The sequence below is a fragment of the Tolypothrix campylonemoides VB511288_2 genome, from assembly GCF_045999855.1.
GTDB lineage: Bacteria > Cyanobacteriota > Cyanobacteriia > Cyanobacteriales > Nostocaceae > Scytonema > Scytonema bouteillei_A.
In genome coordinates, this window is record NZ_JBFPMW010000002.1 from 244,171 (window position 1) to 261,269 (window position 17,099).

Annotated in this window: 9 protein-coding genes; 6 read left to right on the top strand and 3 right to left on the bottom strand. The window is 41.4% G+C overall.

Annotation, left to right across the window (positions count from 1 at the left end; genetic code table 11):
• Nucleotides 1-80: 80 nt before the first annotated feature.
• Both AB0756_RS05500 and AB0756_RS05505 read left to right on the top strand, forming a co-directional pair.
• Nucleotides 81-3,308, top strand: coding sequence for a DEAD/DEAH box helicase (locus AB0756_RS05500; protein ID WP_038087502.1), 3,228 nt, complete (start codon nt 81-83; stop codon nt 3,306-3,308).
• 4 nt (nt 3,309-3,312) lie between these two features.
• Entirely contained in the window at nt 3,313-4,152 is an 840-nt protein-coding gene (locus AB0756_RS05505) for an SWIM zinc finger family protein (RefSeq protein ID WP_038087412.1), read from the top strand.
• A gap of 40 nt (nt 4,153-4,192) precedes the next feature.
• On the opposite strand, the gene AB0756_RS05510 is transcribed toward AB0756_RS05505, so the two are convergent.
• On the bottom strand, nt 4,193-4,492 hold the full coding sequence (locus AB0756_RS05510; RefSeq protein WP_038087409.1) for a KOW motif-containing protein: 300 nt from the start codon (nt 4,490-4,492) through the stop codon (nt 4,193-4,195).
• A gap of 141 nt (nt 4,493-4,633) precedes the next feature.
• On the opposite strand from AB0756_RS05510, the gene AB0756_RS05515 reads away from it, so the two are divergent.
• The 4 genes from AB0756_RS05515 (at nt 4,634) to AB0756_RS05530 (ending at nt 11,967) form a co-directional block, all read left to right on the top strand.
• Nucleotides 4,634-5,068 carry a COG3650 family protein gene (locus tag AB0756_RS05515; RefSeq protein ID WP_038087407.1) on the top strand — a complete coding sequence of 145 codons (435 nt, stop codon included), beginning with the start codon at nt 4,634-4,636 and terminating at the stop codon, nt 5,066-5,068.
• An 880-nt stretch (nt 5,069-5,948) separates the two neighbouring features.
• Nucleotides 5,949-7,388 carry an efflux RND transporter periplasmic adaptor subunit gene (locus AB0756_RS05520; protein WP_082051797.1) on the top strand — a complete coding sequence of 480 codons (1,440 nt, stop codon included), beginning with the start codon at nt 5,949-5,951 and terminating at the stop codon, nt 7,386-7,388.
• Between the two features lie 74 nt (nt 7,389-7,462).
• Entirely contained in the window at nt 7,463-10,648 is a 3,186-nt protein-coding gene (locus AB0756_RS05525; RefSeq protein ID WP_038087404.1) for an efflux RND transporter permease subunit, read from the top strand.
• Between the two features lie 353 nt (nt 10,649-11,001).
• Nucleotides 11,002-11,967 carry an orange carotenoid protein N-terminal domain-containing protein gene (locus tag AB0756_RS05530; RefSeq protein ID WP_038087402.1) on the top strand — a complete coding sequence of 322 codons (966 nt, stop codon included), beginning with the start codon at nt 11,002-11,004 and terminating at the stop codon, nt 11,965-11,967.
• A 473-nt stretch (nt 11,968-12,440) separates the two neighbouring features.
• On the opposite strand, the gene AB0756_RS05535 is transcribed toward AB0756_RS05530, so the two are convergent.
• Together AB0756_RS05535 and AB0756_RS05540 are read right to left on the bottom strand one after the other, a co-directional pair.
• Nucleotides 12,441-13,907 carry an HlyD family type I secretion periplasmic adaptor subunit gene (locus AB0756_RS05535; RefSeq protein ID WP_408103986.1) on the bottom strand — a complete coding sequence of 489 codons (1,467 nt, stop codon included), beginning with the start codon at nt 13,905-13,907 and terminating at the stop codon, nt 12,441-12,443.
• Nucleotides 13,908-14,121: 214 nt separating this feature from the next.
• Nucleotides 14,122-17,073, bottom strand: coding sequence for a peptidase domain-containing ABC transporter (locus AB0756_RS05540; protein WP_082051798.1), 2,952 nt, complete (start codon nt 17,071-17,073; stop codon nt 14,122-14,124).
• Nucleotides 17,074-17,099: the final 26 nt, after the last annotated feature.

Below are 17,099 nucleotides of genomic sequence, written 5' to 3' on the forward strand. Positions count from 1 at the left end.
AATATAATCCCCATGTTCTTAACTAGATGGTAAAGTAACTGTAGTCCTCCAGAATGAATGGCACGCTAGAGGCTTCAGTTATGAAAGTTATTCACGGTACATGGATACCTCACGCACAGACTGGCTTTTTTCAGTCAGGTTCCTTTTACTTGTGGGTAGAAACCCCATTTTCCAAAGAATACCACACCAAACAGATACTCCACCCCGGACATCTAACTGGAGATGAATTAGAAACATTTTTAATACAAGCGTTAGGCATCCAAGAACCAGCAATTAAACTGCGAGAACGCATATCTCCTAAATACTTTGCCTTCCCAACGAGTAGCGATCGCCCCCTACCGTCACCAGAATTAACTAAGTATTTGGAGGAAGAAATTCCTGCTGAATATGATGGTTTTAAATACTGGCAAATCAATTGCTACGAACTTGTTACAACGACCAAAACCGAGAATTTTCAAACTCCTAAAGCCATTAACGCTATTAAACTTATTAATGATATTCACTTTTTAGCACTCTACAATTCTCAAGAAATTCAACTGGGTTCAGACCTTTTATTTTGGTATCACTACACGCAAGCTTTTAAGCAAGTTATTCTTAAAGACCAGTATATTCCAGCACTGAAATATCGAGAGATAGAATCTACGGTTTCCATAAAAAAAGGAAAACAAGCAAAAACAAGTACCCCATCCTTTGAAATTTACCCCACTTGGGAAATTATCTCCGAACAGTACGAATCAAATATCAAAAAATATATTGAGTATATGCCACTTATTTGTGTGGCGGGTTCAATGACAGCCAACGATCCAGTTGTGTTTTTTGATAACGAAACACTGTTACGTCACTTTTCTGAGTCCTTACTTGATAACATAGTGACTCATACGTCTTTTCCAGCCTCCTTTGACAAACAAATAGCTAATTCTTTACTCCAAGAGTGTCTTTATCGCAACGGACACAACCCAATATCTACCAGGACTTCTCTAGAAGAATACAAGCAATGGCTGGCGTGGAAAAACAAAATTACTCGCACTCAAACTGACTCCCCCTTTAATCTCTGCTTTCAATTGCATTCTCCTTCCCCCGATGCTTTAGACAATTGGTTTGTTCAGTTTCTAGTTGCTAGCAAACAAGACCCCTCTCTAAAACTGCCACTTTTTGACTATTGGACAATGAGTCAAAAAACTAAAGCAGGAGTACACAAGCAATTCGGTCAAGACTTTGAGACAAATTTATTACTCAATCTGGGATATGCTGCACGGATGTATCCTCAGTTGTGGCAGGGAATGGAAACGGAACATCCCACAGGGTTATATCTGACACTAGGAGAAGCCTTTGATTTTCTTAAGGAAACTGCTTGGGTGTTAGAAGATACTGGTTTTAAAGTCATTGTACCAGCCTGGTATACTCCTACAGGTCGCCGTCGTGCTAAGATTCGGCTCAAAGCTTCTGCTTCCAAGCAAAGCGCAGGGAAAAGCAAAACAAAAGGCTATTTTAGTCTTGATTCACTCGTACAGTATCAGTACGAGCTTGCTATTGGTGACCAAGTCGTAACTTTACAAGAATGGGAACAACTCATTAACACCAAAGCACCTTTAGTGCATTTTCGTGGTCAGTGGATGGAACTAGACCGGGATAAAATGCAGGAGTTACTTGAATTCTGGGAGTCCCAAACAAAAGAACAACAAGAAATGTCGGTGCTCGAACTCTTGCAACGCAGTGCGGAAGTTGGGGAGGAGTGGGAAGTTGAACACGATGAATTTTTATCAGAAATGATGGCTAAGTTGCAAGAGAAAAGCCAGCTTGAACCAACTTCAGATCCTATTTCCTTACGGGGTAATTTACGAGAGTACCAAAAACGCGGTGTATCCTGGCTGAGTTACTTGGAACGTTTGGGGCTTAACGGCTGTCTGGCGGACGACATGGGTTTGGGTAAGTCCTTGCAAGTTATTGCCAGAGTTGTACAGGAGAGGGAAGAAAGGGAAAGCCAGAAAGAGAAAGAGGAAGGAAATTTTTCCCTTTCCCCCTCTTCCACCCTTATTATCGCCCCTACTTCTGTTGTAGGAAACTGGCAAAAGGAAATTGCTAAGTTTGCACCTCATCTCAAAACGATGGTGCATCACGGTAACAGTCGCTTTCAGAACTCTGCTGACTTTAAAGCAGCAAGCCAAGAACACGATGTCGTGATTACTTCCTTTACTCTGGCTCGTAAAGATGAGAAGCTTTTAGGTAGCGTGCAGTGGCAAAGGATTGTGTTGGATGAAGCACAAAACATTAAAAACCCTAAAGCCGCTCAAACAAAAGCTATTTTGAAACTATCGGCAAAACACCGTCTTGCTTTAACGGGGACTCCTGTAGAAAATCGTTTGTTGGATTTGTGGTCAATTTTTAACTTTCTCAATCCTGGCTACTTGGGCAAAGAAGCACAGTTTCGGAAATCTTTTGAGATTCCAATTCAGAAGAATAATGATAAGATAAAATCAACAACTCTTAAAAAGCTAGTCGAACCTTTAATTCTGCGTCGGGTGAAGACGGATCGTTCTATTATTAACGATTTACCTGATAAAGTAGAACAGAAACTATATACTAATTTGACAAAAGAACAGGCTTCACTTTACGAAGTTGTAATTCGAGATGTTGAGGAAAAACTGCAAGAAGCAGAGGGAATTCAACGTAAAGGTTTAATTCTCTCAACTCTAATGAAATTGAAGCAGATTTGCAACCATCCGGCACAATTTTTACAGGATAGTAGTGAGTATTCTCTCGAGCGATCGCACAAATTCAGTCGATTGGCAGAAATGGTAGAAGAAGCAGTTTCAGCAGGAGAAAGTTTACTTATTTTTAGTCAGTTTACCGAAGTTTGTGAAGCCATAGAAAAATATATAAAACACTCTCTGCACTGCAATACGTACTACTTACATGGCGGTACTAGCCGACAGAAGAGAGAAAATATGATTAGTGAGTTTCAAGACCCAGACACAGAACCATCTGCTTTTGTACTTTCCTTAAAAGCAGGTGGTGTTGGTATCACTCTCACCAAAGCAAACCACGTTTTCCACTTTGACCGCTGGTGGAATCCAGCCGTTGAAGACCAAGCAACTGACCGGGCTTTTCGTATTGGTCAAAGTAAAAATGTTTTTGTCCATAAGTTTGTGGCGATTGGGACTTTGGAAGAGAAAATTGACCAAATGATTGACGATAAGAAAAAACTTTCTACTAGCGTTATTGGTTCAGATGAGTCCTGGCTCACAGAATTGGATAACGAAGCATTTAAGCAACTTATTGCCTTGAATAAAAGTGCAGTTTTGGAGTGATATCATGACTAAATTTGCTCGAACCTGGTGGGGCGATCGCTTTATTAAAGCATTGGAATCTTTTACAGATGAACGCAGGCTTCAACGAGGACGTGCTTATGCAAGTGGAGGTAAAGTTTTAAGTTTTGATATTGACAAAAATCACATAACTGCTCAAGTAAGAGGATCGGTCAATCCCTACTTTGGTGTCTATAAAGAACCAACTTACAATATTTCTATTGAACTTACACCTATTGCAAAAACTCGTTGGAAAGATGCAATTCACAAGCTGTCATCCAAAGCAAGTCTTGTTTCCCGCCTTTTGATAAACGAAGTTCCTGAAAACATAGAAGATACTTTCTCTGAGTTTGGATTGCATTTATTACCTCACAGCAGACAAGATTTTAAAACAAGATGTTCTTGTCCGGACTATGCCAATCCCTGCAAACATATTGCTGGAGTTTACTATCTAGTTGCTTCTCAACTCGATCGCAATCCATTTCTCTTATTTGAATTGCGAGGGTTATCAAAGATAGAACTTCAAAGCCAATTGGCACAAACACCTTTAGGTAAAGCCCTATCTCAAGAACTCAACATTGAAGAAATTCCTGTTGAAGCTTCAACTTCATTCTATACAAAACTCCAAAAGAAATCAGTTGTCACGCAGCCAAGTGCTAGAGAGTTTTGGTTGGGGACAAAGCGATTACCCCAAACAATTGATGTTCCAACTTCGGGAGGTGTATCGGCAATCTTAATTAAAAAACAAGGAGATTTCCCACCTTTCTGGCATAAGGATAACTCTTTTATTACAGTTATGGAGGAGTTGTATCAAAGGGTAAAGACAAAAAATCAAAATTTGATGTGATATATACTTCTCCTACATTCAAAGTTAAGTAGCTGCAAATTCAGTGTATGGTCTCAAGTGACCTATGAGTGTCATGCACTCTCGCGATCGCCGCCAAAGCATCTCGATTCAGTGCGGTATATGCAGCTTCAAGTAACTTGACAGCAGCAGCTTCATAAATTACTGCCAACTGCTTTCGCTCTAAATCAACTTCTACCTTGCGACCAAATACCTCAATTTCAACAACAACCTTATCCTCCTCCCATCTAAGAACAGTTGCTTGAAAATCTTTAAACGGACCACTGATAACTGTCCCTACACTACCTATTTGAATATGATTCATTTGTAATAAACTGTTCATATAATGTTACGATTATATTAATCTTAAATGAGTTGTAAGAAAACTCATTCCCAAACACCTACTCAAAGTCAAAATACGGAACTGTTAGCAATAGCATACGTCTGAGCCATTATACAAGTCAGACTTCTTCAAGTATAATCAATGAAAATTTTAATATCTGGTGTTCTTTTCTTGGGATTAACCAGCCCTTTCTTAGCTAGCGCTCGCAGTGTTGCAAATCAAAGTACGCTATCCATAAAAAACAATCATCATTACATTTCCCAAAATGCGGTGGCTGAGAGGTTTAATGTTGTCGGTACAGAACCATTTTGGAATGTCAGCGTTAGCAAAAGTGGAATTGTCTACTCTTCACCAGAAGTCAAAAAACAAACATTTCCTTACGTAGCACCCTTAAAAGCAGCAGGACGTCCTGACGATTTGGTCAGGGTATATCAGTTAAAAGGTAAAGGTAACAATACTCTCATTCTTAAAAAAGTCGATAAATGCAGTGATGGTATGTCTGATAAAGATTACCCCTATTCAGCGACGCTGATTTTAGGTACTAAAGTTTTAGAAGGTTGCGCTGAAAAGAAATAGGTTTTTACAGCAGTCCTAAACCACTCGTGAAAATTTGAAATGTTTGTACTTCCTGTAGTCCCCCCTTACTAAAGCTACGGTGTACACGATTGATTTGTGCGTACACCGTAGTATGGCTTGAGGGAAAAACCTCAGAAAATCCTCAGGTTTATCTGGTACTTTTTAGTTGTCGAGCTGATACTTGACAATCGATCTTCATTTATAGTAGCCCGCTTAGCGGGCTTTCTTAATAGAATTTTATCTTAAGTTACTAAGATTGGTTTTTATTTTTACAAAACCTCATGAATAGTGAGTGCTTTCGTTGCATCAATTTTTTTACAGTCGTAGTGAGAAAACACCCTTAAAAAAGTTTTTAACGAAGAAAATTCACTACTATATAAACGAAGTGTATAAGCGGATTTTACTTGTACAGATGCGATCGCGAACATCACTAAGTCTTAAATGGAGTATTTCAGATATTCTTTGAGATAGCTTACCAAAGAGGGTCACAAAATTTATTTTCTTTGTTAAGTATCTCGATTCTTTACCAGAGTTTAGCACAAAATGATTGTGATTGGAGAAATGTTAAGTATGTCTTTGTAGAGAGTTGGAGGAGCATGGAAAACCAATTATATATCTCTAGTAGCAGTTACAAGACAGAGGTAAAAATATTTTAATAACTATTAATGAAGAAACTTAAATAAATCCGAAAGAGCTTCTGGTATAAGGAGGGTATTATCCATTTATGACAAAAATTAGCTAATAAATATACTTATTCATTTATTCAATTAGTGTGAGGAAGAACAAATAAATTAACAATTAAATATTGGTCCGAACTCTTACTTAAGGTTGAAATTGTTGTCAGTCTACAGGAAGTTATTTAAATCAGGATACTACGCATATGAAACATTTTGAACCTTTTGAGGATACAAAGCACACGAGAACACCAGACAGTAAAGATAACCGCTTTAGCGTGGTAGTCATTCCACAAACACAGGAAGAGATTAGCCAACAGACCAACACGGTTGAAGAAGCCGATCTAGATGATACTTTCCCCGACACTGACAGAAAACCCCCATCACCAAAGAAGCGGAATTGGTGGTTAATTCTAGGAGCGATCGCATTGCTGATTGGTGGAGGCTTTGGTTGGCGTTGGTGGCAAAATAACAATGCTCAAAAACAATCACCACCAGGTCAAAGCCAATCGCAAGCAGTACCTGTAAGAATATCTACAGTTCAGACAGCAACAATTAGAGACAGCGCAGAATTTGTTGCAAACTTAGAGTCACGTCGATCCGTCACACTTCAACCAGAAACCCAAGGTCGAGTGTCCCAAATTTTTGTCAAACCAGGAAATGAGGTACAAACAGGAACGGCTATTGTTCAAATCAATCCTGACGAACAACAAGCAGCCCTCAGTGGTGCAACGGCTGCTGTCGCTGCATCTCAAGCAGAAGTCACAAGCGCTAGGGCGACACTGAGTTCTCTTGAAGCCGAAAGGCTCTCCAATCAATCTCAATTGAGATTAAGCCAAGAACAGTACCAAAGATACTCTAACCTTGCAACTCAAGGAGCAGTCTCGCGGGAAACAAGAGACCAATACTTGAATCAATTCCAAGCAGCCCGATCCAGCCTTGCTGCTATTAACAAGAAAATTGAAGCCCAACGGGCTGTTGTGGCTCAATCAGAAAAAGCAGTACAGCAAGCACAGGCTAATGCTCAGCAATCGCAAGCTCAACTCCAGAACTATCGAGTCACAGCACCTTTTGCTGGTACGGTTGGTAATATTCCAGTCAAAGTAGGAGATATAGTCACTACTTCCACTCAACTGACAACCATTACCCAAAATCAACCTTTAGAGGTAAATATTTCTATTCCATTACAGCAGGCTTCGAGAGTGCGTGTAGGTACACCAGTACAGCTGATCGACGCGCAAGGTCAAAATATTGGAACCAGTAAGGTATTTTTTATCTCTCCTCAAACAGCCAATGACACGCAATCTGTTTTAATTAAAGCACTCTTTGATAATGCTAAAGGTCAATTGCGGGCTGATTCTTTTGTGCAAGCAAGAGTTATTTGGGAACAACGACCCGGAGTTCTCATTCCTACTGAAGCAATTTCTCGCGTAGCAGGACAAACGTTTGTTTATGTAGCTCAACAGCAAGAACAAAACCAACAAGGAAAAACCCAATTGATAGCCAGACAAAAACTCGTTAAGTTAGGCGATCTCCAAGGTAATAGTTATCAAGTAATTGAAGGATTGGAGCCAGGAGAAAAAATCATTGTTGCGGGTTTACTTAATCTAAAAAATGGTGCTTCTATTACCCCTGCATCTAAGTAATAGCTAATAGTTAATAGTCCATCCATTAGCCATTAGCAATTAGCCATTAGCAATTAGCCATTAGCAATTTTCCCATGTTTGTTGACTTCTTTATTAAACGACCTGTTTTTGCTAGCGTCTGCACCCTAATTATTTTGCTACTGGGGGCAATTAGCATTCCTACACTACCTATTGCTCAGTATCCTCAAATCAGTCCTCCCCAAGTTAACGTTACAGCTAACTATACGGGAGCAAGTGCAGAGGTTGTAGAAAACACGGTGACAACTGTGTTAGAACGGGAAATTAACGGCGTTCCCGGTCAGAGATATATCAGTTCGAGCAGTAGTAACTCTGGCTCGAGTTCAATTACAGTCACCTTCGATCCAGACCGCAACCAAGATATTGCTGCTGTCGATGTCCAAAACCGGGTATCTGTGGCTGAAGCTCAGTTACCAGATGTCGTACAGCAAACAGGCGTTACCGTCACCAAGCGCTCTAGTTCGCTTTTATTGGCTTTCGGTTTGTATCCTGAAAACAACGAGTATGACACTATCTTTTTAAGCAACTACGCTGACCTCTACTTAGTAGATGCTCTCAAACGTGTGGAAGGGGTTGGTGATGTCAATATTTTTGGGGAACGCAGGTATTCCATGCGCCTGTGGTTAAATCCCAATCAATTAGCCAGCCGCAATCTTACTGTTCGGGATGTGACTGAAGCACTGCAAGAACAGAACTTACAAGTCGGTGCGGGGCGGCTCGGTCAGCAACCAGCACCAGAAGGGCAAAGATATCAGCTTGATGTGCGGGCGCAAAGTCGGTTGGAGGATGCTTCCCAATTTGAGAATATCATCTTGAAAACAGGCGCGGATGGTACGCTTGTTAGACTGAAAGATGTTGGTAGGGCAGAACTGGGAGCAGAAAATTACGATTCCTTTTTGCGCTTTCGAGGCAAAGATGCTGTTGGTTTAGGTATTTATCAATTACCAGGTAGTAATGCTTTGGATGTTGCTAACGGAGTCAAAGCTGAAATGCAGAGACTTTCTGAGAGATTTCCTCCTGGTATTAAATATGAAGTGTCTATTGACTCAACTTTGTTTGTGCAAGCATCACTGACAGAAGTGATAATCACTCTGTTGATTGCGATCGCCTTAGTTGTACTGATTATATTTGTTTTTCTGCAAGACTGGCGCACTACAATTATTCCATCGATTACAATTCCAGTTGCCTTGATTGGAACCTTTGCTTTTATCAAAGCGTTTGGGTTTTCGATCAATAGCTTGACGTTGTTCGGTTTAACTCTAGCAACAGGGATGGTCGTTGATGATGCGATCGTTGTTGTTGAAGATATTTCGCGTCGCATTCAGGAAGATGGGATGGAGCCGCGTCAGGCTGCTTCTGTAGCTATGCAAGAGTTGTTTGGAGCAGTCATTGCCACTTCACTAGTCCTCATGGCAGTGTTTGTACCAGTAGCATTCTTTCCAGGAACAACGGGAGCACTTTACAGGCAATTTGCTTTGACGATCGCCTTCTCAATTGCAATTTCCACTTTCCTTGCATTAACCATCACTCCTTCACTCTCTGGGTTGTTGTTACGTCAAAGGCAAAGAACTGGCGGATGGTTGGGATGGATTTTTGACCGGATTAATGGCTTTCTGAACTGGTTGCGCCGGGGTTATCAACGCATTCTCAACCAGATAGTCAAGATTAAGTATATTATTCTGGCACTTTTTGTTGCTAGTTTGGGGTTGACAGCTTGGTTGTTCCTAAGTGTCCCTACAGCATTTTTACCGGAAGAAGACCAAGGCTACTTCATTACTCTCATACAAGGACCGCCGGGAGTGTCGCTGAACTACACCAGCGATGTCATGAAGAAGGTAGAAACCGAAATATTAAAATTTCCTGAAGTGAGAGGGACTTTTGCTGTTGGAGGTTTTGGCTTCAGTGGAAATACTGCCAATAGTGGTGTTGTTTTTACATCTCTCAAGCCTTGGGATGAGCGAACAGAAAAGGGACAGTCAGCACAAGCAATTATTGATAAGTTAAGAAAATCACTTTCGGGAATTCCAGAAGCTAGAATTCTTCCCAATAATCCTCCAGCAATTCCAGGTTTGGGTTCTACTGGAGGCTTCCAATTTCAGTTGCAAGACCAAGGCAATGTGGGTTTGGAAAGTTTAGTACAAGCAGCAAACCAGTTAATTGGGCAAGCCAATCAAAGACCCGGATTGCAAAGTGTTTACACCACTTTTACAGCGAATACGCCACAGGTACTGGTAGAAGTCGATCGCAACCGAGCGAAAGCCTTACAAGTGTCTGTAGAAGATGTTTTCGGCACACTGCAAAGCCTTTTAGGGTCACAGTATGTGAATGACTTCACGTTAGAAGAACGCAGTTATCGGGTATATGTCCAAGCAGAGGCACAGTTCCGCTCCAATCCTGATGATATCCGCCAATTATATGTTCGTTCGGAACAGGATAAGATGATTCCTTTAAGTACTTTAGTAAAGATTACCCCCACTACTGGAGCACAAACCATAAATCGCTATAACCTGTTCCGCTCAATAGAAATTACTGGCTCAGCAGCTCCTGGTTCTAGTTCTGGAGAAGCAATTCAGACGATGCAACAGCTCGCTGAAGAAACTCTACCACCTAATTTAGGTTATGAATGGTCTGGTATTTCTGCGGAAGAATTGCAGTCTGGGGGTCAAGCACCGATTATTTTTGCCCTCGGACTGGTGTTTGTCTTCCTGGTTCTAGCGGCTCAATACGAGAACTATATCGATCCTTTGATTATTCTTTTAGCTGTACCCTTAGCTATTTTAGGTGCTCTTTCGGCTCAATCATTGCGTGGTTTGCCTAACGATGTCTACTGTCAAATTGGTTTGGTGATGCTGATTGGATTGGCAAGTAAAAATGCCATTTTAATTGTAGAGTTTGCAAATCAACTCCGAGAGCAAGGTTATTCCATTACGAAAGCAGCTCTTGAAGCATCGCAAGAACGCCTGCGCCCGATTCTCATGACGGCTATTTCCACTCTACTGGGGATTGCTCCATTGCTATTTGCAACGGGAGCAGGTGCAGGTAGCCGACAATCACTTGGTACAGCAGTATTTGGTGGAATGCTGATTGCTACTTTTTTAACTTTGTTTGTAGTGCCAGTCTTATACATTGTTATTGAGACGCTTGGCGATCGCTTTTTGAAAAAAGACCGCGATCGATCTAAAGGCTCCAAAAAGTCAAAGGCGAATTCCCAAGAAAAAACACCCGTTGAAAACCGTCGTTAAATTCATTTTTCTGATGGTTTGAGCATCTCCCCCGTCACGCCCGTTCTATGTTAGTGGCGGGGACGCCCGTTCTAGATTCTGGGGTAATTTATTTTTTGAAAATCCCTTACGCATCACCTTGTAAGTCATTATTTGTTGAAATATCTTTACAGAACTTAAAGTAAGTGTTACATTACTTTACAAAGCAGCATAAACCATTATGCCTGCTATTTTTCATGGAATACGGGATAGCCTCGATTCTGGCGATCGCCTAATTCCTGAAACTAATTCAACGGCTAGAGTAGCTTGTGTTTTGACATCGTCTTCTGAATAATCAGCGCAATCAGTAAACAGATAAACGTGGAGATTTTAATATGTCTTTATCTATTGAATCGGCGCAAAAGATTTTCTCCGGCACTCAAGTGCCCAGTCCAATCCCAGCAACTATAGCACTATTTGACCAACTTAGCGTTGATGATAAATTGGCATTACTCTGGTTTGCCTACACCGAGCTAGGTCGTACAATCACTCCTGCGGCTCCAGGAGCAGCGCGTTTGCAACTAGCAGAAGGGCTACTCAACCAAATCAAGCAACTATCTAATGACGAGCAAACGCAAGTTATGAGAGAGCTTGCTGACCATATTGACACGCCCATCAGCCGCTCCTATGCAAACTTCAGCGTTAACACCAAGCTAGCTTTCTGGTACGAGTTAGGAGAGTTGATGAAACAGGGACTTGTTGCTCCTATCCCACCGGGCTATCAAATGAGTACTGGTGTCAGAGTCGTGTTAGAAGCCATTCAAAAACTCGATCCAGGACAACAAATTACAGTCCTTCGCAATACTGTAGTAGATATGGGATATGACCCAGGAGCAAGTTCTACTAATTACGCAAGAGCAGCTGTAGAACCCATGTTCGAGCGCACTGTCCCATCTCCGACTAAAGTCACTATCGAGGGCATCACAGATCCGACTGTAATCAACTACATTGAGGCTCTAAACGCAGACAATTTTGACGCTGCTATTGCTCTATTTACTCCAGATGGTGCTTTGCAACCTCCTTTCCAAAAGCCGATTGTTGGTCCTCAAGCAATTGCAGCCTATTTGCGCGCAGAAGCACAAGGACTCAACATCATGCCAGAAAAGGGTATATCAGAAGTTTTAGCAGATGGTTCTAAACAATTAAAAATCACAGGTAAAGTCCAAACTCCTTGGTTCGGTGTACAGCTTGGCATGAACATTGCGTGGCGGTTCTTAATCAATCCTGAAGGCAAAATTTTCTTTGTAGCGATCGATATGCTGGCATCTCCTCAAGAACTGCTAAACCTACGTCCTGTCTAGAAGACTGCATTATTTATTCAGCTACACATATAACTTTTTGTAGAGACGCGCTATGGCGCGTCTTGAGACTTTTGTGAAAATTTACTGTGTGCGATCGTGTTTCTATCGCTACCATAATAAACGTGTTTTAAGAGGCTCGCTCGAAAATTTACTGAGAATAACATAATAACGCAGTCAGTTCTAATACCAATTACTTGCAATGTTAAGTGCTACGCGATCGCCAGCTTTAAAACCATAGTCTTGTTTACTTTGCTGATAAAGATGGGAAACAAATAAAACCAAGTACGATCGTTCAGGTAATACCCAGCGTTAGCAGCACAACAAGTGTTATTTTTAAATGAAGAATATAAAAAACACCTTCGCATTGGAAAACTAATTTACCAAGCCAGAAAAAATTTGGAATCTTTTTGCCAAGAGTCCAAACCTTTCTCTCACCCTTTTTACTGGGCTGCTTTCACCTGTTCGGGATTGAATTAGCGAATAGACTTCAGGCTTTCTGCTTTCTGTACTAAGAAATCAGTAAAGATACTCATAATAGTACGCTGACGCAATTTTATATTGGCATTGATGGACATACCCGATTGTAGGGACAAAGAGCGATCGCTCACCAAGACAGATTGCTTATCCAAACGCACTTTTGCCGGAAAACGATAAAAATTGTGAATTTGATCGGGTGGCAAAGCATCAGAACCAATCCAAATCAGTTCTCCTTTAATATCACCAAACTCTTGGAAAGGAAAAGAATCAATTCTGACATCGACTTTCTGCCCTTGTCTAACAAAGCCAATATCGCGGTTAGTAATATACACTCTAGCAACTAATTCTTCATTAGGAACGATTTTTACAACTGGCTCAGTCGTATTCACAACAAATCCAGAACTAGAAGGTTGCATCTCAAAAATAGTTCCATCCACAGGAGCGCTAATTTTTTGATATTTCAGAGTTTCCTGCGATTGACTGATTTGGCTGTCAATTTCGTTAACTTTCTTTTGATTCTCCAAAATAATTTTAGTCAGTTGACTGTCGATTTCAGCAATACTTTTTTCATTAACTGTGATGCGTGAAAGTAAATCCTCTTTAGAAAGAGCTTCAGTATTGCGGATTTTTTCATTTGATTGGGCGATCGCTAGTTTTAATTGCTGCTGTTCTTTCATAAGACGAGCAACTTCTGCTTGAGATTTTACAACTTCCTGCTGTTGAGTCAAATACCTCGCTCTTGGAAAAGCACCCTCCTTCATGACCGTTTCCATATCTTTGAAAATTCTTTGACTAATAGCCAGTACATTTTTCGCACTAGTTAACTCAAGCTGGTTTTGGCTCAATTTCTCAATTGTTTTCTCTTTTTCTAGCTGAATATCCGCTAGGCGAGAACTAAAATCAGATTCACGGCTTTGCAAGCGCAACTTTTGGTCTGGAGTCAAGGTCACTCCATGTGTTGAACCACTTAACTGTGCGCGATAAACTTGATTTTCAGCAACGATCGCAGCACGACTCTGAGTTAAAGAAGCAATTTCCGGACGAATATTAAGTGTGACTCCTAGTTTAAGATTCGATGAAACATTCCCTGCTAGATGACGGCGGTAAAAATCATTTTCCTGTACCAAAGCAGAACGATTTTTTTGTAATGATATCAACTGTGCTTTCGCAGTCGTTTGTTCGAGAGTCACGAGGAGGTCGCCTTTTTTCACTCGCTGACCATCTTTAACATGAACGATCTTAACAACACCACTAACAGGAGCTTTCACATCAGTCACTGCACCTTGAGGTTCTAACTTACCAGTTGCGGGAATTGCTTCATCAATTTTAAAGATTGATGCCCAAATAATTGTAAAAGCAGTAATACCAATAATTCCCCACACAATCGTCCGCGACCAGGTAGAAGATTGTTCTAATATAACGGGTTGATCGAATTTGTATTCAGTATTCATAATATTACTCATTGTTAATTACCAATTATTAATAGCTAGTAGCTAATTATCTTAGCCATTAACCATTAGCCATTAGCTATTAGCTATTAGCCATTAGCTATTAGCCATTAGCCCTCCGGGTTCGCCCTTCGGGTTCGCCAGTCCCCTACGGCGGGAAACCCGCCTGCAGGGCTGGTCTCACCAGTCGCCTACGGCGGGAAACCCGCCTGCAGCGCTGGACTCACCATTAGCCTTTTTCTTGTTGTTTATACAAACAGTAGTAGTAACCTTTAAGAGACATCAATTCTTCATGGGTTCCTTGTTCTACAATCGCGCCTTTATCCATCATCAAAATGACATCGGCGTTACGGATAGTAGTCAATCTGTGAGTGATGAAAAATACTGTTTTGTCTTTGAATGCTTCTGCTAGATTGCGGCACACTTGTGCTTCCGCATTGTAGTCTAAAGCACTTGTCGCTTCGTCTAAAATCAGTAATTGCGGATTTTGCAAGACTGTGCGAGCGATCGCAACTCGCTGTCTTTGTCCTCCAGATAAACCAGAACCTCGTTCGCCAACTTGAGTGTTGTAGCCGTTGGGCAATGACATGATAAAGTCGTGAGCGTAAGCGACTTTGGCAGCAGCAATAATCTCTTCATCGCTAGCATCTGGATAAGCTAAAGCAATATTTTCTCGGATTGTTCCATCAAACAATAAAGTATCTTGTAAGACTACCCCTATTTGACGGCGGAGGGAATAAAGCTCTACTTTGCTGATATCGTAACCATCAATCAAGATTTTTCCCGAGACTGGCTCGTAAAGTCTGGGTAATAATTTTAACATAGTACTTTTCCCAGAACCACTCTGACCGACAACACCTATAAATGAACCTCTAGGGAATTCGACATTGATGTTGCACAGTTGCATGGGGCTGTTGGGACGGAAACTAAAAGAAACATTCTGGTAGCAAACGTGACCTTCAATTGCAGGCATGAGGATATTTTGATGTTCTCCCTGTTCTTCTTCTTGGGGTGTATCGAGAATATCGCTCAGGCGTTGTAAGGATAAAGCTGTTTCTTGAAAATTTTGCCACAGTTGGACTAAGCGCAGTAAGGGACTTGTGACGTAATTAGAGATGATGCGGAAAGCGATAAGTTGTCCCAAGGTGAGTTGTCCGTTGAGAACTAGATAAGCTCCAACCCATAAAACTAATAAAGTAGAGAGTTTGTTCAGGAAGTTGCTGAGAGACCCAGCAGTTGTTTGGGTAGAAATTGTCTTAAACCCAGCACTAATGTAGCGGGCGTAGCGTTCTTGCCATTGCCAGCGGGAGCGTAATTCTAAATTTTGCGCTTTGACTGTTTGCATTCCCGCCATAACCTCTACCAAATAGGAGTGAGTTTCGGCGTTGCGCTCGGCTTTTTCATGCAATTGTCGCCGCATAATTGGCGATACTAATAGGTTCAATAGGGCAAATAGCGGTACTGTCACTAAAGCCACTAAGGTCAGCACCCAACTATAAATAGCCATGACAGCGATGTAAATCACTGAAAACACCGCATCCATGACTACTGTTAAAGCCGTACCGGTGAGGAAGGAACGGATGTGTTCGAGTTCGTTAATTCGCGTTGCTAATTCGCCTACGGGACGGCGATCGAAATAGGAGAGTGGTAAGCGTAGCAGGTGATTGATGACTTCTGAACCTAACGAAAGGTCTATGCGATTTGTCGTGTCTACAAATAAATGGGTGCGAACGTTAGACAGTATAGCTTCTACAATTGAGACGACTATTAAAAATATACCGAAAACTTCTAGGGTATCGGGGCTATTGCCTACAATAACTTTATCAATGATGACTTGTGTTGCAAGAGGATTCACCAAGCCAAAAATCTGTACCACTATTGAAGCAATCAAGACCTCAATCAGAACTTTTCGATAGCGTCGCAGAGAGGGGACAAACCAAGAGAGACCAAATCTCGATTTAGGTGTGTGTTTTGTAGGTTGTAGGAGTAACACTTCCCCTTCAGTACCCCAAGTTTCAGCAAAGTCTCTTGACTTGCGACGCACGAGTCCCATTTCAGGAACGGCAATGAGTAACTCCTGGGGACTGGTTTTGTAGATAACTGCAAAAGTATCTTGCCAGGAAATCATGACGGGAGGTTGCAATCTGCTGACAGCAGATGCAGGAATTTTGACTATCTGGGTTGTCAGCCCCATCAACTCTGCAACTGCACCGCAAAATTGCAGGGATAAACTACCCGCGTTTTCTTGTTGTTTGGTCAAAACTCGCCGCAGCATATCTCGGCGGAAGGGCATATTGAAATACTGGCTCAACATCTGAAAACATGCCAGGGTTGCATCAATTGGACCTCTAGCCCGAATATAAGGATATTTTTCTCTTTGGGATTGCTTGGATATGGCTGGTTTGGCAACGATTTCTGAGGCGTAGGGAATATCTGATGCCCAGGAATCTGCTGTTGTGGATGTTGTTACAGGAATGATAGATGCTGGTAGTAAATACTTTGGTACACCAACTAAACGCAGGTTTCCGTGAAGGGGTAGCTTTGTGTTAGCGTTTAAGTCTACAGGACTGCCTACAGGAAATTTAGTATGAGAACTACCGCTGACTAACCACAGACGGTCTTCCCCATTTCCAGGAATTAAGGAGGATCGTCCCATGGGGAATGTTTGCACAACAGCTGTTTCCCAAGCAGTTCGTGTCAGTTTCAGTAAATCCGTGTTGCCATCAGCTCGCCGATTGAGTTCTTCTCCTAATAATTCATACAGTTCTGTTAGGGAGATTCGACTTTGCAATGCTTCCGCAAAGGCTGATTCTTGCTTCATTAAAGATAGAAAATCGGTAGCAGGCAAATTTAGACAAATCACTTCTGTAGATGCGATCGCAGTTTCACAAGCCACATCCCGTACATGACTTACCCAACCTATCACTTCTCCTGGTTGCAGCAACATCAAAGTATCGGGTTTGCCTGACCGAGGATCGTATCCTAGCAAACGAGCTTGTCCTTGACAGATAATGCTAATTTGTTCGGGTAGGGCTTCTCTTTTTGCGATTGTTTGACCCATCCGGTAGCGCAAAAATTGAAATTTTTTCTGTAAATTGTTTAGAGTCTTTTCTGATAAGTGTAAAAAAGGAAATGAACTTGTTAAGTATTCTTTTATATCAACAGAAATATTTGTCATCATATGCTGCACCAATTTTTCTAATCTTT

Bases quoted from the DNA above. Each gene is read 5' to 3' on its own strand.
- AB0756_RS05535 (WP_408103986.1), bottom strand. From the start codon at position 13,907: ATGAGTAATATTATGAATACTGAATACAAATTCGATCAACCCGTTATA.
- AB0756_RS05520 (WP_082051797.1), top strand. From the start codon at position 5,949: ATGAAACATTTTGAACCTTTTGAGGATACAAAGCACACGAGAACACCA.
- AB0756_RS05505 (WP_038087412.1), top strand. From the start codon at position 3,313: ATGACTAAATTTGCTCGAACCTGGTGGGGCGATCGCTTTATTAAAGCA.
- AB0756_RS05540 (WP_082051798.1), bottom strand. From the start codon at position 17,073: ATGATGACAAATATTTCTGTTGATATAAAAGAATACTTAACAAGTTCA.
- AB0756_RS05525 (WP_038087404.1), top strand. From the start codon at position 7,463: ATGTTTGTTGACTTCTTTATTAAACGACCTGTTTTTGCTAGCGTCTGC.
- AB0756_RS05510 (WP_038087409.1), bottom strand. From the start codon at position 4,492: ATGAACAGTTTATTACAAATGAATCATATTCAAATAGGTAGTGTAGGG.
- AB0756_RS05500 (WP_038087502.1), top strand. From the start codon at position 81: ATGAAAGTTATTCACGGTACATGGATACCTCACGCACAGACTGGCTTT.
- AB0756_RS05530 (WP_038087402.1), top strand. From the start codon at position 11,002: ATGTCTTTATCTATTGAATCGGCGCAAAAGATTTTCTCCGGCACTCAA.
- AB0756_RS05515 (WP_038087407.1), top strand. From the start codon at position 4,634: ATGAAAATTTTAATATCTGGTGTTCTTTTCTTGGGATTAACCAGCCCT.